Genomic DNA, 25,681 nt, shown 5'->3' on the forward strand with positions numbered 1-25,681 from the left:
AAACCGACGAGGAGTCCGCAGATGAAGATGAGACGATTAACTATGATACAATCTTTGGGTTTTCCGCCATTCGGAAGGTGGAGTACCTTCCAGCTTTTTAAACCAGGTTGAGAAAGAATGCAGTAAAGAAAAACCAACAAGCTCTGCTATAGCTTGCATATCTTTATCCGATGAGCTTAACAGCCATTTAGCTTCGGATAATCTGCACATTTGGTGATATTGCTTAGGTGTCATTTGATATACATAATAAAAGTGCTTGCGAAAGCCGTCCTCAGTGAACCCGGCTAACTTGGCTAGCTCACCGATGTGGATGCCACTTTGTAAATTATCTCGTATATAGTCGGCAGCCCGCGTCATAGAGAGAGCTTGTTGATCAGACTGGGCATGTTCATTGATAAATAGCAATAATACTTGAATCCACGCAGCGTAATGCAATTGTGGCTCCTTTAATTTCGAAGAGACTATACGTAACCATTGACGAAACAACAACTCATATTGCTCTTTATCTAACTTAGATAAAGAAATGATACGCGGAAGAGTAATAGATTCATCAGGTTCAGTTGAAAGTAATTGATTGAATAGCAGCTGTGCTTCCGATGATAGTCCTTCAATAAGCAGTACGCCGAATCGAATCGGTGATAACGCGTGAAAAGAGTGAGGGATATTTGGCGGAATGAGAACGATGTGGCCAGGCTCTAGGGTATGCTGAGCAGCTTTATAGCGAAACAGACCATGGCCTTCGAGTATTATCGTAATTTCTACACTATCATGCTCATAATATTCAGCGTCTTCCCAGTATTTATGATGTGTTCCAATAAAGCTCTTGATCATCAGTTGACTCAATTGAGGCTCCTCCGCGTTAATAAATTTAGATGAACCAAAGACATGAAGTATTAGAAATCATATTATCATATTTCTGCTCAATGGATGTTAGCGTATCTATTTAAAAATGTAGCATATCATGTAAAAGAGACTGACGGTAATCGTTTACAAATTTGAGAAAAAGCAGTTGTGAAATAGAAAGAAGTCTAGTAAAGTAAGAAATACGTTTCCATTAAAAAGCCAGATAGATATCGATACGAAGGTGAAAGGAGGCGAAAAGTAACAAAATGGCCCTCGAATTTGATCCGACTGTATGGCAAATTAGCTTATCTGAGATGACTCTTAGACTATTATTGGCTTTGGCGCTTGGTGGTTTAATCGGTCTAGAACGAGAGCTTGGCGGGCATTCCGCTGGTTTCCGGACTCACATTCTTGTTTGCCTTGGTTCTGCTGTTATTGTCCTGTTATCCATGTATGGATTTGCTGATTTTGCCGCAGAACCAAATGTTCGACTAGATCCGGCACGGTTGGCAGCGCAAGTGATCAGCGGAGTAGGTTTTCTCGGTGCAGGTACCATCATGAGAAATGGATTTGGGGTATCTGGATTGACAACGGCAGCCTCATTGTGGGTATCGGCGGCAATCGGGCTTTCTGCCGGGGCGGGATTTTACTATGGCGCTGTCATAGCGACCTTCTTGGTGGTGGTAAGTTTGTTTCTACTGAACAAAGTCGAGAAGCTATTCTCTCGAACGAAAAAGGTGCGTGAGCTATTAATTAAGATCGAAAAAACATCGTCGGGTCTGAATTTGGTTTTAATGCACTTGAATCAAAACGGATTGCAAATCAGTAAGCTTACGATTGACAACGATGAAGTGGGTGATCAACAAAACAATCGTCATTTAATTATTCGACTTCAGTTGAAGTTAAAGAAAACAAAAAATTACGAGGTATCAATCGCTGCATTAGCTAGTATGGATGGTGTAGTAAGCTTGGAAACAGAAGGCGTCTCAGCGTAATATGAAAGCGAAATCATTTTATTATTGGAAAGAGGAGACATCGCATGCTTAACACGATGATAGCGGCCCATACGGGCTGTGGTATTCATCCTGATAACACAATGGCTTCATTTGATGAAGGCATTCAATTAGGCGCAGATATCGTTGAAGTCGATGTGCGTGTATCCCAAGATGGCATAGCCATCCTAATGCATGACGACTCGCCTTATCTTCATACGCACACGTTCGAACAGCTGAATAATCCAGCCGTCCGGCCGCTGCTCGATCCGATGTATAGAGATCATGAAATCTCGACTGTTGAACAAGTGCTGCGAGTGTCGGATTCACTTGGAATGAAATTGAATTTAGATATAAAAACGGCGGATGCTATTGATCCTACAGTTAGACTTATTCGCCAATTTGGAGCGCAAAAACGGGTTTTCATTACAGGATGTTCTGATAACATTACATTGCGCTATCCTGATATTCAAGTAATGCTGAATACGCCGGATGAATTATCCATCAAACAAATGGAGCGATACGGCGATTTCGCGGAGGCTATATGCAGTGAAGCTCTGCAAGCTGGATACGTAGGGCTTAACATGAATGGCTTTACTTGCCTTCCCCCTGTAGTAATTAGAGCTCATGCCATAGGCTTGATGGTATGGGTTTATACCGTTAACTTTCGGTCAGAGATGGAATGGTTTCTTAGGATGCAAGTAGACGCCATTACTACAAGAGAACCAAAGGATCTTATTGAACTGAAAAATGAATTAAATAAACTGTAGCCAATTGGAAAAAAGTTTGGTATAATCTGTTCATGGTAAGCGCTTACTTCAAGTGGCGCATTTTATTTTAGTCATCATGGTATCGATTCCAGAAAAAACTGTATCTGATTAATGAAGCACATAGTTAACAGGGAAGAAGGTGAATTCTGTCGTAATCCTTGATACCATTGAGAGAATGAATCTTAACAAAAAGTTTACTTGTTGATAACAAATATTGGTTTAAAAAACAAAATTTAACCGCTATAATCCAACTAGCATACAAATTCAGCATTTCGCTAAGAGGGTGATTGGATAGAAATTATTTAATCATTAGTCTCTTTGTGGTAGCGATACCAGATAGTAATCAGAAAGAAGGTGATTTCCGTCTTATGAAGCAAATGACTTTACAACAAGAGCGGAAAAAGAATGGAAGCAAGTTAGGGAAAAGAATTGTACAGCATCGTTATTTGTACTTCATGTTATTGCCGTGTGTTGTGTTCTTCGTCATATTTAATTACATTCCAATGGGCGGATTGTTGTTAGCCTTTAAGGAATACAAGTTCAACGAGGGAATCTTGGGAAGTCCCTGGGTCGGCTTCGAATATTTCCAAACGTTTTTCAATTCGTATCAAAGCGGAGAATTACTCAGAAATACACTTATTATTAGTGGTATGAAATTGTTTCTGTACCTGCCATTTCCAATAATAATGGCGCTGATGTTTAATGAAGTACGCAACAAATGGTTTAGGAACGTGTCGCAGAGCATTCTTTATTTGCCACACTTCATATCATGGGTTGTTGTTGTGGGCTTAATTCAACGTGTTCTAGCTCCCGATACAGGTTTGCTGAATCAAGCAATTTCAAGTATGGGCGGCGATGGTGGTACCTTCTTCATGATGGACCCACAATACTTTTACCAGATCATGTTCGGTAGTCATCTATGGAAGTCTATTGGTTGGGATTCGATCATCTATTTGGCAGCGATTGCGGGAGTTAATCCGGATATGTACGAAGCGGCCAAAATGGATGGAGCCGGTAAACTCAGGGAAATTTGGAACATTACTTTACCGTCTATTGCCCCGACTATCGTAATCCTCTTCATTTTGTCGGTGGGTAGTATATTGTCCGCTGGATTCGACCAACTTTACTTACTTCGAACACCGGGAAACATGCATCTCTCCGATATTTTGGATACCTATATTATTCGAGTTGGTTTGCGAGAAGGCCAGTTTGGATATGCGACTGCCATTGGCATGCTGCAAGGCGTAATTGGATTGATCCTAGTCATTATGGTGAATAAGATCTCCCGCAAGGTTTCTGATACTTCACTATGGTAATGTCTATGAAAACGTTACCATATAATCGGTATGACCATCCATTCAGTGGGAGACGTCTTCTGGCGTATTTCATAAAAAACATTTTTGAAAAGGGGAAAAACGCATGAGCAAGAAGTGGGCAAAGTATTTTGCAATTCCTTTAGTGGCAAGTTTGTTGATCGCGGGTTGTTCCAATGGCAACAAGAACAACGTCCAAGATCCAGCCCCTAGCGGCACGGATTCGGTTAAACCTGTACCTGAAGGAAAACCGGCTACTTGGATTGCCGACCGTAAGATCAAAGGGCTTATCTTCATGGGTACAGACGATTACACAGAAGATATGAACCCAGAAATCAAAGCAAGAATCAAACAGCAGACAGGTATCGATTACGAGATCGAGATCATGAAGGCTGAACACTCTATTGATGGTTTGATTGCAGGTATTGCGGCGAATGACTTACCAGACTTCGTTGCCTTTTACCTTAATAACAGCGGTAGACCGGAAATGCCAGTCGTGCTGAAGGCAGCCCGTGAAGGCATGTTCACCGACCTAACACCGCTCTTAAAGAATACGAAAATATACAGCAAATATTTGCAAGATGACTACTTACCGCTTGATACGAAATACGGCGTTATGTTCCGTCCGGAATTTAATGGTTCATCATACTTTGTCCATATGAACATTAACCGAGAAGGCGGTGCTATCACAAATAAAATGGTCGGCGGACCTTTCATTCGCAAGGATATCGCAGAAGCCTTGAACCTCGATCCGAGCACAATTACAACGAGTGAGCAAGTATATGAATTGGCTAAGAAAATTAAAGCCGGTAACTTCAAAGACAACAACGGCAAAGACGTAACACCGATCGGCCCTGGATATTGGGGAATGAATGGTCGTGAGGATGCTGGACAACTGTTCACTGACATGATGTGGGGAAGTCAAGATCAGCGCATCAATCAAACGAAAGATGGGCAAATACTTCATGAGGCAGAGACAGAATTTGCTCTGAAAAAAGCAGAGTTTTTCCAAAAAATGCTGAAAGAAAAGTTGATTTCATCTGAAATGTTCACAATGGATGAAAGCCGTTCATCGGAAGGTGCTATTAACGGTACTTGGGCGATCATCTCCAACACACACAGTTACCAAGACTACAACCAAGATCTGCACTACCTGCCGCTTGGTCCAATCAATGATGTAAATGGCCCTTACAAAATGAAAGTGTCATTCAAATCCGGTGGTGGCGCATGGGCGATTCCTGCAACAACGAAAAACCCAGAAGATATTGTTAAACTAGCCGACTTCTTCGCAAGTAGAGAGGGTAAGCTGCTTTGGAAATACGGTTTAGAAGGTCGCGATTATACGCTTAATAAAGACGGTAACCCGGTTGTCAACCAATCAGTGCTCGATTTGTTAGCGAGCGATCCGAATGAAGCCAAAAAACTTGGGTTCAGTGGCGTAAACAATGGCTGGGGAAATATACTCGGCGGCACAGACTGGGATGCTATGGCTGATTTCGGCGAATTGGAAAATGGAGACAGTCTGAAAGAGGAGAAAAGAGGGCAATTGGCGCAGGAATTCTGGCATTGGGATGAGAAATATAAAAATGCAGTTATCACCGACGCGTATTCGCCGATTGCGTTCCTCGGCGAGTTCGATAGAAGTACGGAACTGAAAGCTGCGCTAGATAACTACAACGATAGCCTCATCCGTTCTTATTATAGTAAGAATATAGATGAAGCGAAGAAGATTTTGGATTCCGCGTTGAAACAACTGAAAGCTGCCGGATTGGACGACTATCTGAAGCTTCTTACCGAGAAAAACGCCGATCCTAAAACACCAATCGGTTTCTGAGCGTATTAATTATTAATAAATAGGAAGGTAAAGCGGCTTTATTCCTAGTGGAATAAAGTCGCATTACCTACCACAAGGAGGAGGGGGAGGAACGTGGGAAACGATTTTTATAAACTTAGCGTAGGCGAAAAAGCGTTCAAATTAGTAAACTATTTGATAATTATTGCATTATGTCTATCGATTATTCTTCCTTTTTTGAACATTCTTGCGCTAGCTTTCAATGCTGGAAAAGACGCTGAAAGAGGCGGTATTTACTTCTGGCCGAGGGTGTGGTCATTGGAAAACTTTGGTAAGGCATTTGAGGCGGCCAATATCACAACAGCATTCGGGATTTCTATATTTCGTACATTTGTTGGTACGATTGCTAGCGTTTTTTTGACTGCGGCTGCAGCTTATGCATTAAAGAGCAAAACATTGCCTGGTGTGAAATATGTTATGATGTTTATTTTTTTCACAATGCTATTCGGTGGGGGCATTATCCCTTACTACATGTTGCTTCATTCGCTCCATTTGACGAATACGATTTGGGTATATGTCATCCCGAGCTTATACAGCGCATGGAACTTGATCATTTTCCGCACATTCTTCCAACAAATTCATATAAGCTTGGAAGAATCGGCACGGATTGATGGATACAATGATTTCTCCATCTTTTTGCGCATTATATTGCCACTCAGTCGACCGGTTATTGCGGTTATTGGTTTGTTTACGGCCGTTGGTCATTGGAATGATTGGTTCACCGGCGCCTTTTACGTTCGCAAAGCCGAGCTACGTCCGCTTTCCACGCTATTGCAAGAAATGCTGGCGAGTGCGGAAGCGATGCGGGATATACTCAGCCAAGCAGCGGGAGTCAGATACGATTTGCTTGATAAAATAACAGTTACCGGAAATTCGCTAAAAATGGCCACGATTATCGTCGTCGTAGCTCCAATTATTATGATTTATCCTTTCGTGCAGCGTTTTTTCGCCAAGGGTGTTATGATCGGTTCCATAAAAGAGTAAATTAGCCTAGGAGAGGTTGGGAATACAGATGAAGATAACGAATCCTTACATAGAGACAGGTACTTGGTTAAAAGGAAGCTTTCATAACCACACGACGAACAGTGATGGTTGGTTTCCGCTCGAAACAGTTTATAAAATGTACGGTGGATACGATTTTCTCGGTATTTCTGATCATGATAAAATTACGAAGCACGAAGGCGAAAGGCAGATCCCGACTGTTTTCGAAGCCATTGAAGTTAGCAGTCGGCAAACTCACATGCTGCTCGTGAAACCGCCGCATGTGATTATGGAAAACTACAGCAGTGAGTTTACGATTGAGAATTATCAGCGTTTTGTGGACCTAACGGTAGCTAATGATGGATTTGCGGTACTGGTGCATCCGAATCGGTATTTCTCGAATTTTTGGGAGCTAGAAGATATGCTTAAGATGGAACACTATCTTGGGGTTGAAGTCTATAACGGAGACGGCAATCCGGAGTATGATATTGCTTTCGATAAGTGGGATGCTGTTTTATCGACGGGGCGTAAGGTTTGGGGTTTCGGCAATGACGACTCGCATGTATATGGACAAGAGAAGCGTGCCTGGAACGTAGTTAGGGCCAAAGAAAACACCAATGATGCTATTATTGACGCGATTAAAGAAGGCAACTTCTACGTATCAACAGGGTATGGATTTGATGGAATCAGAGTGGAAGGCAACACGATAGTTGTTGATCTTCGTTCCAACGAATTGCTTGATAAAATGTACAAATACGTTACTTTCTTCGGGAAAGACGGACAGGTACTGAAAGAAATGACAGGCCGAATCAAACAAGCGAATTATGAGTGTAAAGGCGATGAAGCGTACGTTCGTGTCGCGGTATATTTGGAAGGTGGGTATTCCGCATTTTCTCAGCCATTATTTATTGGGAATTAATGGGGTTATAGGTCGAGGAGGAGTTAAGGTGGAGCACAACAAGTTAAGATTCCGATCAGATGGGACATTTACGATCATTCAATTTACCGATATGCATTTCAAAGATGGGATTGATCCTGAAAAGGATGCTCGAACGTTAGCTATTATGCAGCAATTGATTGCGTCTGAGAAGCCGGATTTGATCGTCCTTACTGGCGATGTAATATCTAGTTATGATACGGAGGATCAAGAAAGAACATTCCGCCGCGCGATCGCGGGTGTTGTCCAGTCAGCAATTCCGTTCGCTGTCATTTATGGTAATCACGACTCAGAGCGAGGCATTACGCGTCAACGATTGAATGATATTTTAAAGGAATTTGATAATAACTTATCTGAGGACGGTCCTAAGGACATCCATGGAATAGGTAACTATGTACTTACCGTTGCGGGTTCTGCGACTGAAGAAGAGGCAGCTGTTCTATACTTTTTTGATTCGGGAGATTCAGCACTGGAGTCCGTTGGTGGATACGAATGGATACATCCGGATCAGGTTTATTGGTACTGTAGGGAATCAAGTAAACTTGCACAGAAGAATGGCAGCGCTTTGCCAGGGCTCGCATTTTTCCATATTCCAATACCAGAATATGAACAAGTCTGGCAGGAAGGCAAAAGTAAAGGTAATAAAGGCGAGGAAGTCTGCTGTCCCAAGTTGAATAGCGGTTTATTCACGGCCATGCTTGAGCAGGGAGATGTCATGGGGACCTTTGCCGGACATGATCATGATAATGATTACGTAGGAGATCTTCATGGGATTCGATTATGCTATGGACGTGTGACCGGGATCGACACTTACGGTGAACTTGAGCGCGGAGGAAGAATCATCACCTTATTCGAAGGAAAGCGGGAGTTCGATACTAGGATAGAAGTAGCGAATTAGAAATAAGCTTATAAGGATTAGTCTTCATGGCTGAATAATAGTGAAGAAGAAATTATGAGAAAGTTTGTCGAAGTCGAAGTATATCTTATATAATTCTAATATATGAAAGAAATATACTTCCACGAAGGGTGAATAATGTGCAACCAAAAATCAAAGATGTGGCCCGAGTAGCGGGAGTTTCGGTCACAACTGTGTCCAGAGTGCTGAATGGCGAGAGGTATGTGAAAGACGATCTCAAAGAAAAGGTAAATCAAGCCATCGAGCAATTGGGATACGCTCCGAGCCAAATCGCCCGAAGCTTGGTTCGTAATAAAACGAATCTCATTGGGGTTATTGTTCCCGATCTTACCTCAAGTTTCTATTCGACAATTTTAAGCAGCATCGAAGAAGCGGCTAGCTCAAATGATTATAACCTTTTGGTATGTAATATCATCGAGGATATAGATAAAGAACTGAAGTATATAAATGTGTTTCAGGAAATGCGGGTAGAAGGCATCATTATTATGCATGAGAAAATCAATGAGGAAATCCGTGCTTTAATTCATAAGATGAACATTCCCGTTATTTTTTCTAGTGTCAAACCGATGGACCAAGAATTCACTTCTGTAATTATTGATGACTACAAAGCTGCATACGATGCGACGAAATATTTGATTGAACTTGGTCATGAGGAAATAGGGTTTATCGGCGGCGACATGCGCGATATTACATCGGGTCAAAACCGGTATAGCGGATACCGAAATGCATTGTCAGATAATTCCATTAAAATCATATATGAAAATATCCGGTTCGGTGATTATAAAGTGAAAAGTGGATACGAGCAAATGAAAGATATGCTTCGTAATAAACAAAAGCCTACGGCTGTTTTTGCTGTAAGTGATGATATGGCTGTCGGAGCGATGAACTGCATCTGGGATCATAACCTTCGAGTACCGGAGGATATTTCCATTATGGGCTTTGACGGAAGTCAACTGACGGAGCTTGCCCGTCCGAGGTTAACCTCGATGGAACAGCCCATACAAGACATGGGTAAAGTGACGATGGAAGCGCTGCTGAAACAAATTACGAATAAGGAAACGCCAACCGAGGATATCATCATGGATCATAAACTAGTTGTCCGTGAAAGCTGTATAAGAAGAGATTCATAGGGAATAGAGAGCACATCAGTGTATATCGGAAATAGATGGAGATGAGACACCATTGAAAAATTACGATGTCATCGTGATTGGAGACGCGAATATTGATTTAGTTGTTGAGGGCTGCAACGAACTGCCAGCACCTGGACAAGAGGTATTTGTTCAAAATATGACCATTCACGTCGGAGGAGGGGCAGCTTTGTTTAGTTTGGCGACAGCCAAGCTAGGCTTGAAGGTTGCCTTTAACGGGGTACTAGGTGAAGACGGATTTGGTCAGCTAATAAAAGAGCAATTTTCTCAATATGGAATCGATACCAGCTATATAAAAAAGAGCAGCAGCAATACAGGCATTTCCATTGCTATTAACCCAGAAAATGACCGTTCTTTTATTACATATGCAGGTTCAAACGCCGAGCTTAGCTTGCAGCAGTTGGACATGAATAGTGTTATATTAGGACGTCACGTTCATTTAACTTGTTATAAGGGAAGCCGCAATCATGCTGAATTTTTGGAAACAGTAAGAAAACTTAAAGCACTCAACGTTACGACCTCTATTGATATGGGGTGGGATGACACCGGGGAATGGTATCCGGGCATTTTTGAATTAATGAAGGATATCGACGTCTTCTTCATGAACGAAACCGAAGCGATTCACTACACCGGTTGTACAACGGTAGAGGAAAGCCTTAGAGTTCTTTCCAAACACAGCAGCCATATCGTACTCAAATTGGGTTCGAAAGGTGCGGTGTCGTCGGTAAGCGGGCAGCGGGCATACCGTTCGAGCTTCTCTGTTCAAGTCGTTGACACGACTGGAGCGGGTGATTCCTTTAATGCCGGTTACATTTACGGATATTTGGCAGGAAAAAATCCAGAGGAATGCTTGATATATGGAAATGCTTGTGGCGCGCTGTCTGTAAGTGAATATGGTGGAAACACAGGGACGACAAACATACAACTGCTAGAGAAATTTATCGCGGATAGAATTGGTGAAACAAATGAAACTCTGGAAACTACACTATGAATTTAATGATTCATAGTGATGGATTAGAGCAAAGCTTATTTTGTCGATACGTCAGAACGTCCTGTAGCTGAGGGGGGTGTTGCCATAGACGGTTCCCAGATGGAGTTTGAGGTTACGGCTCATGCTGTTGCGAGCTTATGTGTTGAATTCGAATAGTATTTCGTCATAGGAAGAGTTCTGAATGATTTGGAGGGTTATCCGATGAGTATCGATGATGAAGTTGATGAGAAGGCGCAGACATTAATATTTCCTGTTTATCAAGAAACCTTAGAGCGAATCTTGGATCTACCGCAGGTCGGACAGCTATTTGATTCGTCTGTTTTGCGACTTCATATGGGGGCTAAAGATTCCATTACGTGGTTTTATGGTCGACAGGGACAGCCGGATGTTGTTCTTGTAGGTATGGGCGAAGCTGCTCATATTCAACCAGCTCGTATTCGAGATGCGGCCGGCAATACAGGACGAGCGGTTGCCAAAGAGCGGTGTCTTAAAGTTCATGTTTCCTTTCAGGCGCTGTGGGATGGAAATTCGACTTCTGATCAAGAAACGGAAGCAATAACGGCATGGGTGGAAGGTTGGAAACTGGGTACTTATTCCTTTCATACATATAAGACAAAGTCAGAAAAGCAGGAAGTCCCTGTCCTATCTTTCGACGGACAATCAAACGTGCAAATCCAAGAGGCCATTCGCCAAGGGGAAATTCATGCTGAGGGAACCTTATGGGCGCGAGATCTCGCGAATGAACCAGCGAACCACTTGCGTCCGTTAGTATTGGCAGACAGAGTGACAGAACGTTTTGCTGGAACCGCCGTTGAGATTAAAGTGTATACTGGCGAGGAGCTGGAGCGACTTAACTTTGCAGGCGTAATAGCGGTTGGTAAAGGGAGTACATTTCCACCTGCTTTTATCGAGCTTCGTTATTGTACAGACGATGCGAAGCCGCTTACGGCTCTGATTGGCAAAGGAATTTCGTTCGACACTGGGGGAATCAGCCTTAAACGCGATCACGATATTAGCAATATGAGGATGGATATGGCTGGAGCTGCTGGAGTACTTGGAGCGTTGGATATCGTGGTTAAGAGCGGTGCGTCCGCCAATATTGTGGTGCTGGTGCCAACTGCTGAGAACGTAATATCGGGAGACTGCTTGCTGCCAAGCGATGTGATTCGATATGCAAACGGTCTTACCGTTCAAGTAGGCAATACGGATTCTGAAGGACGACTCGTCCTTGCTGATGCATTAATCTATGCCCATCGTATAGGTGCAGCGGAAGCGATCGATATGGCGACGTTAACTTACGCTGTAGTTGGTGCGCTTGGAACTAAGATCGCGGGCATTCTCGGTGATGATGAACTGGTGCAATTGTGCAAAAATGCAGGTGAACCGTTCGGTGAGAAAGTATGGCAGCTGCCATTAGTAGATGAATACGAATCGTATATGGATAGCACATATGCAGATGTATGCAACATCAGCAGCGGTGATGGTGCAGGTGCAATTACAGCTGCGTTATTTTTACGGAAATTTGTTCACCCTTCATTGAAATGGGCACATATCGACATGAACGGTCCGAAGGATTCGTCTTCCGCTAATGGTGAAAAGGCTGTCGGAGCGACAGGCTTTGGTGCGAGAATGCTAGCTTCGTATGTAATGTCGAGGTAAAAAGGAGAGTGACACTCCTTATTAATGTTTTGTAAACGCTAACAAATACAGATATAACATAAAACAACAAGGAAGTAGGCGTTGTAGCTAAATTTATTAACCAATATATGTGGGAGGTTATTTATGTTAAGCGTGAGGAATAAAAGAATTGTTAGCTTAATTCTGGTTATGAGCTTGTGGGTTAGCTGTATCTATATCGGTTTTCCTAATTCTAGTGCTTATGCTGAAGAAAGCAGTCAGTCTGCAACGATAACCGGATTAGTTGGGGAATGGAAATTTGACGAAGTGACAACGGGCGGCATATCACCAGACACGTTGTTGCGGAATAATGCAACACTTACTGGCGCTGCATTAGGAAGCGGCAAGGTAGGTAAAGCTTTATTATTAAATGGCTATAGTAATTACGCGACTGTACCGAATCAGAATTTGATAAACACAGGCAGTGATTTCTCCATGAGCCTGCTTGTTAATTTCAATTCTACCTATACGAATCGAAACGTAGTAATTGTTCAGCAGCAAGGTGAAGGTGGAGAAACGCTGCTGTCACGTAGACCTGATGGTAGATTACAATCCTCTCTTGGCGGTGAAACGACAATTGGAGATACACTGATTGAGCCTAAGAAGTGGTACCATGTTGCCATCAGCAGAACGGAAGATCAGGTTAAGCTTTATGTCAACGGAGCACTCGAAACGGTTTCGGATGATACGTTATTAGTATCGAATATTGGTGATTTTCGTATCGGGGCTGACCGGGAGCCGGAAGTGACGAATACATGGCCGGGGTACATCGACGAATTCAAGATTTATGACAAAGCTCTGACGGATGAAGAAATGAAACAGATTCCGGGTTTTAGCTGGCCTATTATTTCATTAAAAGGTGATTCAGAAATGGAGTTATCTTTGAATGATGCCTATGTAGATAGTGGAGCAACGGCGTCCGATTCATCAGGAAATGATATTACGGACAGTATTCAAACAACTGGACAAGTGGATACGAGCAAAGGCGGTATATATAAAGTAAAATATACGGTCCCTAGCTCTGATGGAGATGCAATTTCCAAAGTGCGAACTGTAACGGTTACACCTCCCAAAACGTTATCACGCGCTAGCCGGGTATTGATCGACAAAGGGCTGCAAATGCAGACTTGGATGAGAACGGATGCTTATCCGGACCTGAAATATGCTACCAAAGAGGAATGGAAGGGAATTAACTTCACCACAGCTACTTACTACGAGGAGCCAGGCTATAATAATAAGTTTCATAAGGAAGTGCCAGAAGCCCAATGGTCATATGTGAAAGGGTTGAAGGACCCAGACGAGAATGATGAGAAGGGTTTCCTGACTGATCCGCAAATAAAAAATTTGAATAATCTCATTACGATATGTTTTGGAGATGAAGAAACCTACAGTCCGAAAATATTGGAAACATTTACAGATTGGTTCAAATTGAGCCACAAACTGTATCCAGATGTACTTGCTCACAGCAACCAACAATCGCGTCAATGGCAAAGGGACGATTATGAAACCTATATTCGTACGGCCGAACCCGATCTGCTCACTTTTGATGATTATTTATTCACGACGACGGGCTCTGACAATAATCATTTTACAACAATTGTCAATAACATCAATGATCAAAGGACGATTGCTCTAAAGGGCCATGATGGAACTGGGCAAAGTCCGATTGCTTTCGGGCAATATTTGCTTGGCTTTAAGACAGGTGGATATTCAGGAGACACAGGTACCTATATCATAACCGAATCGCAAATATATGGCGTTCCATTCGCGACACTGACGTTGGGCGGCAAATGGCTCAGCATGTTCAGATGGGAGTATGACAGTAGATACTTCTTGTTATTCGACAAGGATAGAAAGCCTACAGAGCAATATTATCAATACGCCGAAATGGCCAAACAAATTAAAAACCTCGGCCCGCATCTTGTACGGTTAAATAGTACAGATACTTCTATTGTACCTGGACAGCATAAGGATGAAAATGGAAAAGTAGTGAAGAACTTAACACCGAGAGAAACTCCAGTATTCGATAAAAATAGCCAGTTGAAGCATCCCTATTTAAGGAGTGTAGTTGCGAAAAATACTAGTGTAGCTGAAGGTGACACAAGTGATAAGGAAAAGCTTAATGGCGATGTGTTGCTTGGTTTCTTTGAGCCGCTGCCGGATACTAAAGACTTTTTCAAATCGGATGATATAGAATATTTTATGGTTATGAACGGATTGACCTTAGGTAATGGTAAACCGGTAGGGGAGCAGTATGGTAAGGGTACGGAGACAGAACAAACAATTACGGTACAATTAAATCTAGCTAAATACAGCACGGATGCTATCAAAAAAGTAAGTAGGCTTACAGGTGAACTCGAATCTGTGGTATTAAAGCCATTGGGTGGAAACCTGTATGAACTAAAAGTCGTTCTAAACGGCGGAGTAGCGGATTTATTCCAATTGGATAAAGCTAAAGTTAATGCTAGCTATATTGCTGCGCAATCGCTAAGTCTTCCTGAGGCATTTGGTATGGATGCGGGAGAAACGATAGCATTAGAGGCTGTTGTATCACCTGCAGAAGCAACTGAGAAAAGTGTGGATTGGTACACATCAAATGAGCAGGTCGCAACAGTAGATACAAATGGAAATGTAACTGCGAAAGCTGGAGGGAAAGCAGTTATTACAGCACTTAGCGTAGATGGCAACAAGAAGGCAACTGTCACCATCACAGTTTCTAGTGTTAATGTTCCTGTAACTGGGATTACGGTTACTCCATCTACTGCTAAGCTCTTTACAGAAGAAACGCTCAAGTTAAACGCTGCGGTCTTACCAAACAATGCGACAAACAAAGCATACGATTGGTCTAGCAGTGACATAAATGTAGCAACTGTAGATCAAAATGGCAACGTAAGTGCCAAGGCACCAGGTTTGGTAGATATTACGGCCAAAACGTCAGAGGGGCTTTTTCAAGCTAAAAGTACGATAACGGTATTGGATATGGAAAGCGATGCGTCATTGTCAGAGTTAATCGTCGATGACGGAAGAACAAATATTGCTTTTGATAGTGAGGTTTTCGATTATACGACTACGATCAATTCAAAGGTAGATACAATTACGCTGCAGCCACGGCTGAAAAACAATGAAGGCACGATTACAGTAAATGATACAACAATCGTCAGTGGACAGCTAGTAACTGCGGAGATACCGATGGGGAACAGCAAAATCGTCATCGTTACGTCTGCGGCGGACGGAATTACAAAGAAGACCTATACGCTAACGGTAAAACGGAATAAAAATTTAGCGCTTGAAGCTACGGTTGTAAGTGCGACATATTTAAATAAAGAAGGAGAAGCAGCTGACAGAAGCCGAAATGATTACGATAACGCAAGTGAGCATTCACCGCTGAAGTTTGCTGATGGAAAAATTGAGACTTATTTCCAAAGCGTAGAATATAAAAAGAAAGAATCGGGAGATCTCTGGGGGCTAAATGGTAAGGGGGAGTTTGATCCGGCGAATCGAATCATGCTCCAATGGGACGATGATAACCTTCAAGATTTCAATAAGCTTGTCCTAGTTGTTAACAATGCTCAGCAGCAAGGGTTAACCGTCATGGATACTCAGACAACTGTAGACGGTATTATATGGGATGAGCTCAATAAAAGTGCCTACAAACCGACCTGGCAAACAGACAGTCCGGACATTTACGAGAAAATAACGATCGATTTACCGAACTACAAGGAATTTTACAGCCAAAACGGAAAAGATTACAAAGGATTAAAAGGAATATTTTTACTGCTGTGGGCAGCGAATTTAAATGCAGATCACAAATATGCCATCAGTGAGTTCGAACTGTATAATGAGCAGGATGCGACAGAGCCTGTTAATTTGATAGTTAGCGATATACCTGCAACGGGTATTCAGATCGAACCTGGATCATTGGATCTACTGGTAAATGATACAGCGAAGCTAACTACAGTGTTCACACCAGCTAATGCAACCGATAAAAAAGTGGAATGGTCAAGCAGCGATGAGCGCGTTGCAACCGTGAGTCAGAAGGGGATCGTTACCGCAATCCAAGCTGGAAAGGCAATTATTACGGCAAAAACTAATAATGGTAACCTTACCTCAACAAGTGAAATCTCAGTAACGAACCCTAATGGTGACGCATCCTTGGCATCTCTCAAAGTAAATGGTGGCAACACGGATATATCCTTTAACAGCAGTACTACCGACTATACATTAAACCTCGATCCAAGTGTAGATACGATCACATTGGTGCCAGAGCTGAACAAAACAAACGGAACAATGAAAGTCAACGGCATTTCTGTGAGGAGCGGTCAGTTGATAACAGCCAAAGTGCCGATGGGGAACAGTAAGATCGCTATTGTGACCCTAGCGGCGGACGGATTCACAACGAAAACCTATACGCTAACGGTAAAGCGGAATAAAAATTTAGCGCTTGAGGCTACAGTTGTAAGTGCGACGTATTTGAATAAAGATGGAGAGCCAGCTGACAAAAGCAGAAACGATTACGATAACACAAGTGAGCATTCGCCGCTTAAGTTTATTGACGGGAATGTTGAGACTTATTTCCAAAGCGTAGAAAATAAAAAGAAAGAATCGGGAGATCTCTGGGGGCTAAATGGTAAGGGCGAGTTTGATCCGGCGAATCGGATCATGCTGCAATGGGACGATAATAACCTTCAAGATTTCAATAAGCTTGTTCTAGTCGTCAATAATGCACAGCAGCAAGGATTAACTGTCTTTAACATTCAGACGTCTGTAAATGGTACAGAATGGGATGAAATTGTAGGTAAGGCCTCTAAACCTACTTGGCAAACAGACAGTCCGGATATTTACGAAAAAATAACGATCGATTTACCGAACTATAAGCAATTTTACGAAAACGAAGGAAAAGACTACAAAGGTTTAAAGGGCATATTTTTACTGCTGTGGGCAGCAAATTTAAATGCGGATCATAAATATGCCATCAGTGAGTTCGAACTGTATAATGAGCAGGATGCTACGGAGCCTGTCTTATTGACAGTAAGCGATATACCAGTCACTGAGCCTTCAATAGTTGCTAACTGGGTATTCTCAGAAGAAAATGTGCAGTCCGGAACATCAATTGCAGCGGGCAATTTGGTTATTAAAGACAGGAGTGGTAATGGCAATAATCTTAGAATGGCTGTGGCTGGAAATCCGACAGACAAAAAGCTGTCTTTTACTGCCGAGGGTGCTCTTGATTTTGCAAATGCTAAAAAAGAAGGACATTATTTGACTACAGTAAAAGATGCCCCAATGAATATTGAAACTTTCAAAAATGGCTTTACTATTGAGGCGGAATTTAAGCTTGGCTCCAGTATCAATAACTGGATGGGTATACTGACTCGCCAAGGGAATAACACATTTGATCCTGGCGAACAAGAGCCGCTTTCAACTCTCTCTATTTCCAATGTTCCAGAAGTTCAGTGGGCTAGTACGCCTGGAAGCTCAAGTTCGAATGAGATCATGTCGAATTGGTCGAACTCACTAACCTCTGTTAAAGCATGGGCGAAGTCAGAAGACTACACACACGTTGCGATCGTGAATGATGGTACGAAGACGCGCATGTTCCTAAATGGTATAGAATCCATTCGCAACCCTCAAACTGAGGAGATCATTAACGGGATCGCGGTTGAAGCGGGCAAGGGGTGGAATGTAGGAGCTTATGAATGGGATGGTGCACCAAGCAGTCTCTTTTTAGGGGAAATCAAACATATTCGTGTGGCTAGTAGAGCTCTGGATAAAAGCGAATTTATAAAGACGGAGTTCAACTACACAGTAGACTATGGGACGAATAATGATCTTCCTATGTTTGCACCCGATACGTATACATTTGCTATCATCCCAGATCCACAGTATGTGGTGCAATCAAAACCAGAAATTTTGGAGAAACAGCTTCAGTTTATTGCAGACAATCAAATAAGTAAAAATATCGCCATGACGTTAAATGTCGGTGACACGACCCAAAGCAGTGCGGCCAAAGAATGGGCTTCCGCCGATAAAGCATTTAAAATTTTGGATAATGCCAAAGTTCCATACATCGTTACACGTGGTAACCATGATACTAACGGTACTGGCTATATAGACACCATGGGTCCAAAAAGATTTGCAGGTACGGAGCACTTCAAGGGTGCTTCACCTTCAGGATTAAGCACCTACTCGATCATAACCGCTGGCAGCTACAAGTATATGTTCTTAGCGGTAGACTCAGTAGGGGATGAACTTAGTAACACGAATGAAAGAAACTGGGCAAAAACGGTGCTTAATGAGAATCCGAACATTCCAACAGTCATTTTCTCGCATGATATTTTGGATATCAGCAGCAGCGGCCAAGTGAGAGAAGGCATCAAAGGCACCTTATTTTGGAACGACCTTGTCAATGAAAATGATCAAGTATTCATGATGGTAGGCGGCCATATCAGTGGTGCAGGTCTGAATGTGAAGAAGAACGCCAACGGAAAAGACGTCTTGCAGGTGTTAACTGACTATCAATCGGATATCGCTGGTGGAAACGGTTGGACATCTTTCTTTGAATTTGATGAAAAGTCGAATGAGATTCGTGTTAAGACATTCTCGCCATATGTAGACAGCATTCCGGTAGAGGAGCGTTCATACCTTGATACGAAGTTCCTGATTGGCCCCGGGGATATGTACAGCATTCCATTCCATTTCAGCAGCAGATTTAGTTTTGCGAAAAACGATATTATTGATGTAACCAATCCAGCAGAAATATCTGTCTCGAATGGTACACCATTCAGCTCGATTGATTTACCTAAAAAGATCAAAGTGAAGTTAGTGGACGGAAAAGAGCAGGATGTTGATGTTACTTGGCAACAAGGTGATTACAATGCAACTACGGCCGGTACGTATACCATTACAGGTATACTAAAACTAACGGACGATATTTCTAATACCACAGGTAAGACAGCAAGCATTGTTGTGAAAGTAGCAGCTCCAGTAACATCACCACCGGTAATAATAATTCCTGATCTGACAAACGGCAAAGGTTCAATTAAATTGAATGTACCGATCGTTGATGCTAGAACAGGAGTAGCAAAGGCAGTGATAGAAGAACGAGACTGGAACAAAGCGCTCAGCACAGCTCCAACCGATGATAACGGTGTGAAAACCATTAAAGTCGAGGTGCCGAAAGCAGATAAAGCAAAAGCGTATGATGTTGAGATTCCAAAAGCAGCACTTAATTCTGTACAAGCGACGCATACGACCGAGATTACGACTGAATTTGGAACGATAACTGTAACTGCCAATATGCTGAACGGACAGGATTTGTCCGGAGTGAAGACCGTGGCGATAGTGATTACTAAAGTAGATCAAACATCACTTGATCCGGCTTTACAGGAACAGATCGGAGCTAGACCAATAATTGAAGTCGATGTTTATATTAATGGTGCTAAGGCTGCTTGGAATAATCCGCAAGCCCGAGTGAAAGTTTCTGTTCCATATAAGGCGTCTGATGCCGAGTTGGCCGATCCGGAGCATATTGTGGTAGGTTATATAAACAATGATGGTAAAGTGAGCGTTGTAACTAATAGTAAATATGATTCGGTAACAGGAACGGTCACTTTTACGACGAATCATTTCAGCAAGTACGCTGTTATGTTTGTCCACAAAACATTCGACGACCTTGAAAAAGTAAAATGGGCTAAAAAACAAATCGAAGTGTTGGCGTCCAAGGGAGTTATCAATGGCAAGTCTGAAACAAAGTACAATCCGTCAGCTACAATAACGAGGGCGGACTTTATCGTCCTACTAGTTAAGGCGCTTGAGCTAACGGCTGCAACCGATTCGAGTTTCACTGATGTAAATTCTTCAGCCTACTATTATAACGAAGTGATGATCGCCAAGAAGCTCGGAATTACTAACGGCACTGGGGGCAATAAGTTTAACCCGCTTCAACCGATTACAAGACAGGATGCGTTCGTTCTTCTTCATAAAGCGATGAAGGTCGCGGGGATAAAATTGAGTGACGGCACTTCTTCTGAACTGGATCATTTTAACGACAAGACAAAGGTTGCTAATTATGCGGCAGAAAGTCTGGCGATAATGGTCAAGAATGGAATCGTTCAAGGAAATGGGAATTCTGTTCTACCGCTAGCTCCATTAACTAGAGCGGAATCGGCGGTAATCTTGTATAACATGATCAACAAATAGCAAAGTGAGAAGTGCCGCTCGGGTTGAACAGGGCGGCACTTACTTTTTGTATCCAATGAGTTTGAATGATGATTGCTATTAACTGAAAGGGTTTTCAATAGTTGGAGTATGGTAGACGTAAGTAATTTTTTGAGGCTATTGTCAAACCGTATAGAATCAATTATACTGACTTCAATTACTATATGATAACGATACCAGAAATCAACTTGGCCCAATTATGGTATCGGTACCATATGGATTAAGAGACAAAGTATATGAGCCTAATCTGATGATTTGTTGGTGGTCGCTATGATGTATTGTCTGAACGATAAGGAAATCATTTTCAAGCTGCGATTGATGCCTGTATTTAAAGAGGAAGAATAGAATAAGCGTGATACTAGAGGAGTGTTTATATGAAAATGATGGAGATCCAGGGTGTGAACAAGCCGATGTCCCGGTTGATCATGGGAACGGGAGATCTAAGAGTATTGGACGAGGCAAAACGGTTGATGCTTGATGCTTACATTGAAGCTGGCGGCAATATGTTTGATACCGCCCATCAGTACAGAGGGAAAGAGCAGGTTTTGGGACAGTGGCTGGCGGAGAAGAAGATCAGAGAAAAAGTAGTTATTATGACCAAAGGTGCCCATCACGATGATGGGAGTCCAGGACCACGGGTGAATCCACAAGCCATCCGGAAGGATCTGGCCGAGAGCTTGGAGAGGCTGGGTACAGATTATATCGATTTATATGCCCTTCATAGAGACGATCCAACTGTAGAGGTCGGACCGATTATGGAGGAGCTGAATGAGCAGCTTGGGACAAAGAAGATTCGGGCGATCGGTGCTTCAAATTGGTCGTATCAGCGAATTCAGGAAGCGAATGAATATGCGGCAGCACATCAATTAGTAGGTTTTACTTTTAGCAGTACGAACCTGAGTCTTGCGAAGGCGAAAGAGCCAAGGTGGGAGGGCTGTGTTTCCGCCGATGAGGCTACATGCGACTGGCACGAACGCAACCAAGTAACCTTGCTTTCTTGGTCCTCTCAAGCGGGCGGTTTTTTCTCGGGCAACTTCTCACCGGATAATCTCTCAGATGCGGAAATGGTGAGAGTATATTACAACGATGAGAACTGGGAAAGGTATCGGCGCGCAGTGAAACTAGCGGAGCTGAAACAGGTATCTCCGATTCAAATTTCATTATCTTATGTTCTTCATCAACCTTTTCCGACATACGCGATCATCGGACCTAGGAATCCTGCAGAGCTTCATGACTCGGTACTTGCTATGAATCTACCATTAACACGCGGTGAAGTTGAATGGCTGGATTTAAAAAAGGAGGAAATTGCGGAATGATCAGACATCAATTAGCGGCTCAGCTTTATACCTTAAGAAATGAAGTGAAAAAGGACTTTCCAGCAGTATTGAAGCAATTAAGTGAGATGGGCTGGGCGGCTGTACAGATTGACGGACTGCATGGATATGAAGCACGTGAAATTGCTGCGGTTATGAAGGAAGTTGGATTACGAACCGCTGGTATGCATGTAGGGCTGGAACGAATGAAATTTGATTTGGATGCTGTATTGGAAGAGGCTCGCTTGTTCGAAACCAAAGATTTCATCTGTCACTCACTGCCGGATGGGCTGCAAAATCCAGAAGGATATGCAAGCGTGAAAAATGATTTGCTTGAAGTTGCAGCCAAAGTCGAGGGTACGGGATATCGTGTCGGCTATCATAATCATGATTTTGAATTTCATACTTTAATTGATGGCAAATTTGCGCTTGAATACTTGCTAGAGGATACGGCCATTTACGCGGAAATTGATACGTACTGGGTTCGCAAAGCGGGTCAAGATCCTCTGTCCTTCATCCGGAATTATGCGAATCGTATGCCGATCCTTCATCTGAAGGATATGACTGCGGATAGCAGAGAGACGTTCGCAGAAATCGGATCAGGGGTTATCGATTTTGCACCGATTCTCCAGTGGGGATTGCAAAGCGGAGTCGAGTGGTTTGCGGTAGAGCAAGATTATTGTACGGGCAGTCCGATGGACAGCCTGGCTGCCAGCTTAGAATACTTATTGAAATTGGAAAAAAGTCTCGTTTAAAACGAAAGCCCGCATCTGAATAACTGGAACTGTGGGCTTTTTCTCATCCAATCTATAATGAACCGAGGTTTTGTTGATGAAAACGATTCGCTTGACGATGGCGCAGGCTTTGCTGCGATTTCTGGATCAACAGTATTTGTCTGTGGACGGAGAAGAGATAAAGTTCGTTCGGGGTGTTATGGGCATCTTCGGACACGGCAATGTGACAGGAATTGGTGAAGCCCTTGAACGAGAATCTGGTAATTTAATGTTCGTTCAGGGTAAGAACGAACAAGGGATGGTTCACGCAGCTACAGCTTATGCCAAACAGAAGAACCGTCAGCAAATTTTTGCCTGCACGACCTCCATTGGCCCAGGAGCGCTCAATATGATGACTGGGGCTGCAACAGCAACGGTTAATCGGATACCTGTACTGCTGCTGCCAGGCGATAACTTTGCCTCCCGCCAACCTGACCCTGTATTGCAGCAATTAGAGGTATCCAGTGATTACTCGATATCTGCGAACGATCCATTCAAGGCGGTAAGCAAATTTTGGGATCGCATCGTTCGCCCGGAGCAGCTGATGTCATCACTTATCCAAGCGATGCGAGTTCTGAGCGATCCAGCAGAGACAGGAGCGGTCACAATAGCGCTTCCACAGGACGTTCAAGCAGAAGCCTATGATTATCCTGTAAGCTTCTTCGAGAAACGTATCCATTTTCTGCAAAGTCGTCCGGCTGAGCAGGCTGCCATCATACGTGCAGTAGATTTAATCACACGCAAAAAGAAGCCTTTGATCATTGCAGGGGGAGGCGTTCACTATGCAGATGCGACGAAAGAGCTGCTTGCATTCGCAGAAGCATTTGGCATTCCGGTAGCTGAGACGCAGGCAGGCAAAAGTGCGGTTCCATGGAATCATCCGCTCAGCCTTGGCGGAGTTGGTACGACCGGCACACTGGTGGCGAATCGGGTTGCTGCAGAAGCAGACTTGATTATCGGCGTTGGTACAAGATTTTCCGACTTCACGACCGCATCCAAATCCGCGTTTCGCAACCCAGATGCAGCATTTCTGAACTTGAATGTTAGTTCTTTTGATTCGGTCAAGATGGAAGCTGAATCTGTCACGGCAGACGCGAAGGCAGCGCTTGTCGCACTGCAAAAGGAATTATCGGATCGCGGGTTCAAATCCAGCTATGCTGATGGTTATATTAATACATTGAAAGTGGAGTGGGACAGTGAAGTTGATCGACTCTACGCCCTTGAGAGCGTTGATGGGTTAACACAGACAAGAGCTCTCGGAATCATCAATAGCTTTATCGGATCGACAGACGTTGTCGTTGGTGCTGCGGGCAGCCTTCCAGGCGACCTGCATCGTGTCTGGCGTACGACTGAACCTAAGACATATCACTTGGAATATGGCTTTTCCTGCATGGGCTATGAGATCAGCGGCGCATTTGGTGTCGCACTTGCCGAACCCGAACGTGATGTGTATGCGTTAGTTGGCGACGGAAGCTACCTTATGCTGCACTCTGAGCTGATTACGGCAATCCAAGAGGGCGTTAAATTAACTATCCTACTATTTGATAATAATGGGTTTCAATGCATTCATAACTTGCAGCGCGGTCATGGAAGCGATGGCTTTGGTAATGAATTCCGCTTCCGCTCCAAAGAAACGGGACGGTTAGATGGACCGTATATGCCAATCGATTTCTCACTGCTCGCCCGTGGTTTGGGTGCAGCCTCTTATATCGCCCGTACTGCCGAAGAGCTGGAGCAAGCGCTTCATAACGCGAAAGCGGAGCAAGGACCTGTTTTGGTGGAAATTAAGGTGCTCCCGGGTACAAATACGGATGGCTATGATTCTTGGTGGAATGTTGGTGTACCTGAGGTTTCTGTGAGTGACAAAGTGCGGAAGGCGCATGAACAGATGAAGCAAGACATCGGTGCGGCGCGTCCTTATTAATCGGAAAGAAGGGATACAATGGATACGATTACTTTTGCGGACGATAGAGCTTTGGATTTTGTAGCGATCGGTCGTCTATGTATTGATTTGAATGCCAATGAAATCAATCGTCCGATGGAAGAGACGATGACATTCACTAAATATGTCGGCGGCTCACCCGCAAACATCTGCATTGGCATGTCGAGACTGGGCATGAAAACTGCGTTCATCGGCAAGATTGCTGATGATCAGATGGGTCGGTTCATCGACCAATATTTGCGAAATAACGGGATAGACACTTCAGGCGTCTCCACGGATCGGACCGGGGCGGTTACTGGTCTTTCTTTTACAGAAATCAAAAGCCCGGAAGATTGCAGCATTCTGATGTACCGCAATAATGTGGCAGATCTGCTGCTCGCACCAAAGGAAGTCGACGAATCGTTGATCGCTCGAAGCAAGGCTCTACTCGTATCAGGTACGGCGCTGGCACAGAGCCCATCCCGCGAGGCGGTACTTCTAGCTCTTCGTTACGCTCGTAAACATGGTACGAAGGTGATATTTGATATCGATTACCGGCCATATACATGGGTATCCCCTGAAGAAACGGCCATTTACTATCATATGGCAGCTGAAAAAAGCGATATTATTATTGGCACGCGTGAGGAATTCGATATGCTGGAGCGGTTCGACGGCAATACGGAGCGCAGTGACGAGGTAACAGCGGCACAATGGTTCGGTTATCACGCCGAAATCGTCGTTATCAAGCACGGCAAGGACGGATCGATCGCTTATGGCAAAGATGGGAGCTCGCAGCGGGGTTCTATTTTCCCGGCTAAGGTGATCAAAACGTTCGGAGCTGGCGACTCGTATGCATCAGGCTTTATTTATGGTCTTATGCAGGGATGGGACGTCAGCCGCAGTATGACTTTCGGCAGTGCGTCAGCTTCAATTGTTATTTCCAGCCACAGCTGCTCGGAAGCTATGCCTACGGTCGAACAGATTGAACAATATATGCTTGCTTCCAAACAAGCTTAGTTGGAGAGGAGAACGGCAAA

General features: G+C 43.5%; 16 protein-coding genes. 15 read left to right on the forward strand and 1 reads right to left on the reverse strand.

The features are described from left to right. Positions 1–36: 36 nt before the first annotated feature. A complete protein-coding gene (locus AC0YN7_RS14930) occupies positions 37–843 on the reverse strand; it encodes a helix-turn-helix domain-containing protein (protein WP_475810802.1) in 807 nt (268 codons plus the stop codon). Positions 844–1,109: 266 nt separating this feature from the next. Between AC0YN7_RS14930 and AC0YN7_RS14935 the strand changes: the two genes are divergently transcribed. The 15 genes from AC0YN7_RS14935 (at position 1,110) to iolC (ending at position 25,661) form a co-directional block, all read left to right on the forward strand. Beyond that, the gene (locus tag AC0YN7_RS14935; RefSeq protein WP_475810803.1) at positions 1,110–1,838 is read left to right on the forward strand and encodes an MgtC/SapB family protein; all 729 of its coding nucleotides are present in this window, start codon (positions 1,110–1,112) and stop codon (positions 1,836–1,838) included. Between the two features lie 44 nt (positions 1,839–1,882). Beyond that, on the forward strand, positions 1,883–2,605 hold the full coding sequence (locus tag AC0YN7_RS14940) for a glycerophosphodiester phosphodiesterase (protein ID WP_475810804.1): 723 nt from the start codon (positions 1,883–1,885) through the stop codon (positions 2,603–2,605). A 368-nt stretch (positions 2,606–2,973) separates the two neighbouring features. After that, a complete protein-coding gene (locus AC0YN7_RS14945; RefSeq protein ID WP_475810984.1) occupies positions 2,974–3,921 on the forward strand; it encodes an ABC transporter permease in 948 nt (315 codons plus the stop codon). Between the two features lie 103 nt (positions 3,922–4,024). Then, entirely contained in the window at positions 4,025–5,752 is a 1,728-nt protein-coding gene (locus AC0YN7_RS14950) for an extracellular solute-binding protein (protein WP_475810805.1), read from the forward strand. Positions 5,753–5,845: 93 nt separating this feature from the next. Continuing rightward, on the forward strand, positions 5,846–6,754 hold the full coding sequence (locus AC0YN7_RS14955; protein ID WP_475810806.1) for a carbohydrate ABC transporter permease: 909 nt from the start codon (positions 5,846–5,848) through the stop codon (positions 6,752–6,754). A gap of 28 nt (positions 6,755–6,782) precedes the next feature. Next, positions 6,783–7,670: a phosphoesterase gene (locus AC0YN7_RS14960; protein WP_475810807.1), complete on the forward strand. Its 888-nt coding sequence runs from the start codon at positions 6,783–6,785 to the stop codon at positions 7,668–7,670. A 28-nt stretch (positions 7,671–7,698) separates the two neighbouring features. Beyond that, complete coding sequence (locus tag AC0YN7_RS14965) at positions 7,699–8,586, forward strand: metallophosphoesterase family protein (protein ID WP_475810808.1); 888 nt, start codon at positions 7,699–7,701, stop codon at positions 8,584–8,586. A 137-nt stretch (positions 8,587–8,723) separates the two neighbouring features. Then, positions 8,724–9,734 (forward strand): LacI family DNA-binding transcriptional regulator, encoded by a 1,011-nt coding sequence (locus AC0YN7_RS14970; RefSeq protein ID WP_475810809.1) that lies wholly within the window; start codon positions 8,724–8,726, stop codon positions 9,732–9,734. 52 nt (positions 9,735–9,786) lie between these two features. Next, on the forward strand, positions 9,787–10,743 hold the full coding sequence (locus tag AC0YN7_RS14975; protein ID WP_475810810.1) for a carbohydrate kinase family protein: 957 nt from the start codon (positions 9,787–9,789) through the stop codon (positions 10,741–10,743). 201 nt (positions 10,744–10,944) lie between these two features. Then, positions 10,945–12,402, forward strand: a complete 1,458-nt coding sequence (locus AC0YN7_RS14980; RefSeq protein ID WP_475810811.1) for a leucyl aminopeptidase family protein — start codon at positions 10,945–10,947, stop codon at positions 12,400–12,402. Positions 12,403–12,525: 123 nt separating this feature from the next. Then, positions 12,526–20,619: an Ig-like domain-containing protein gene (locus tag AC0YN7_RS14985; protein ID WP_475810812.1), complete on the forward strand. Its 8,094-nt coding sequence runs from the start codon at positions 12,526–12,528 to the stop codon at positions 20,617–20,619. Positions 20,620–21,011: 392 nt separating this feature from the next. Continuing rightward, positions 21,012–21,953, forward strand: coding sequence for an aldo/keto reductase (locus AC0YN7_RS14990; protein ID WP_475810813.1), 942 nt, complete (start codon positions 21,012–21,014; stop codon positions 21,951–21,953). Continuing rightward, positions 21,950–22,705 (forward strand): sugar phosphate isomerase/epimerase family protein, encoded by a 756-nt coding sequence (locus AC0YN7_RS14995; protein ID WP_475810814.1) that lies wholly within the window; start codon positions 21,950–21,952, stop codon positions 22,703–22,705. Before AC0YN7_RS14990 ends, AC0YN7_RS14995 begins: the two co-directional genes overlap by 4 nt. Positions 22,706–22,781: 76 nt before the next feature. Next, positions 22,782–24,647, forward strand: a complete 1,866-nt coding sequence (gene iolD, locus AC0YN7_RS15000; protein ID WP_475810815.1) for a 3D-(3,5/4)-trihydroxycyclohexane-1,2-dione acylhydrolase (decyclizing) — start codon at positions 22,782–22,784, stop codon at positions 24,645–24,647. A gap of 18 nt (positions 24,648–24,665) precedes the next feature. Next, positions 24,666–25,661, forward strand: coding sequence for a 5-dehydro-2-deoxygluconokinase (iolC, locus tag AC0YN7_RS15005; protein WP_475810816.1), 996 nt, complete (start codon positions 24,666–24,668; stop codon positions 25,659–25,661). Positions 25,662–25,681 lie beyond the last annotated feature (20 nt).

The sequence above is a fragment of the Paenibacillus sp. J31R122 genome, from assembly GCF_056269185.1.

What these genes read in the sequence shown, in the direction of transcription:
- AC0YN7_RS14935 (WP_475810803.1), top strand. Translation starts at nt 1,110, where the DNA reads ATGGCCCTCGAATTTGATCCGACTGTATGGCAAATTAGCTTATCTGAG.
- AC0YN7_RS14940 (WP_475810804.1), top strand. Translation starts at nt 1,883, where the DNA reads ATGCTTAACACGATGATAGCGGCCCATACGGGCTGTGGTATTCATCCT.
- AC0YN7_RS14945 (WP_475810984.1), top strand. Translation starts at nt 2,974, where the DNA reads ATGAAGCAAATGACTTTACAACAAGAGCGGAAAAAGAATGGAAGCAAG.
- AC0YN7_RS14950 (WP_475810805.1), top strand. Translation starts at nt 4,025, where the DNA reads ATGAGCAAGAAGTGGGCAAAGTATTTTGCAATTCCTTTAGTGGCAAGT.
- AC0YN7_RS14960 (WP_475810807.1), top strand. Translation starts at nt 6,783, where the DNA reads ATGAAGATAACGAATCCTTACATAGAGACAGGTACTTGGTTAAAAGGA.
- AC0YN7_RS14980 (WP_475810811.1), top strand. Translation starts at nt 10,945, where the DNA reads ATGAGTATCGATGATGAAGTTGATGAGAAGGCGCAGACATTAATATTT.
- AC0YN7_RS14985 (WP_475810812.1), top strand. Translation starts at nt 12,526, where the DNA reads ATGTTAAGCGTGAGGAATAAAAGAATTGTTAGCTTAATTCTGGTTATG.
- AC0YN7_RS14990 (WP_475810813.1), top strand. Translation starts at nt 21,012, where the DNA reads ATGAAAATGATGGAGATCCAGGGTGTGAACAAGCCGATGTCCCGGTTG.
- AC0YN7_RS14995 (WP_475810814.1), top strand. Translation starts at nt 21,950, where the DNA reads ATGATCAGACATCAATTAGCGGCTCAGCTTTATACCTTAAGAAATGAA.
- iolD (WP_475810815.1), top strand. Translation starts at nt 22,782, where the DNA reads ATGAAAACGATTCGCTTGACGATGGCGCAGGCTTTGCTGCGATTTCTG.
- iolC (WP_475810816.1), top strand. Translation starts at nt 24,666, where the DNA reads ATGGATACGATTACTTTTGCGGACGATAGAGCTTTGGATTTTGTAGCG.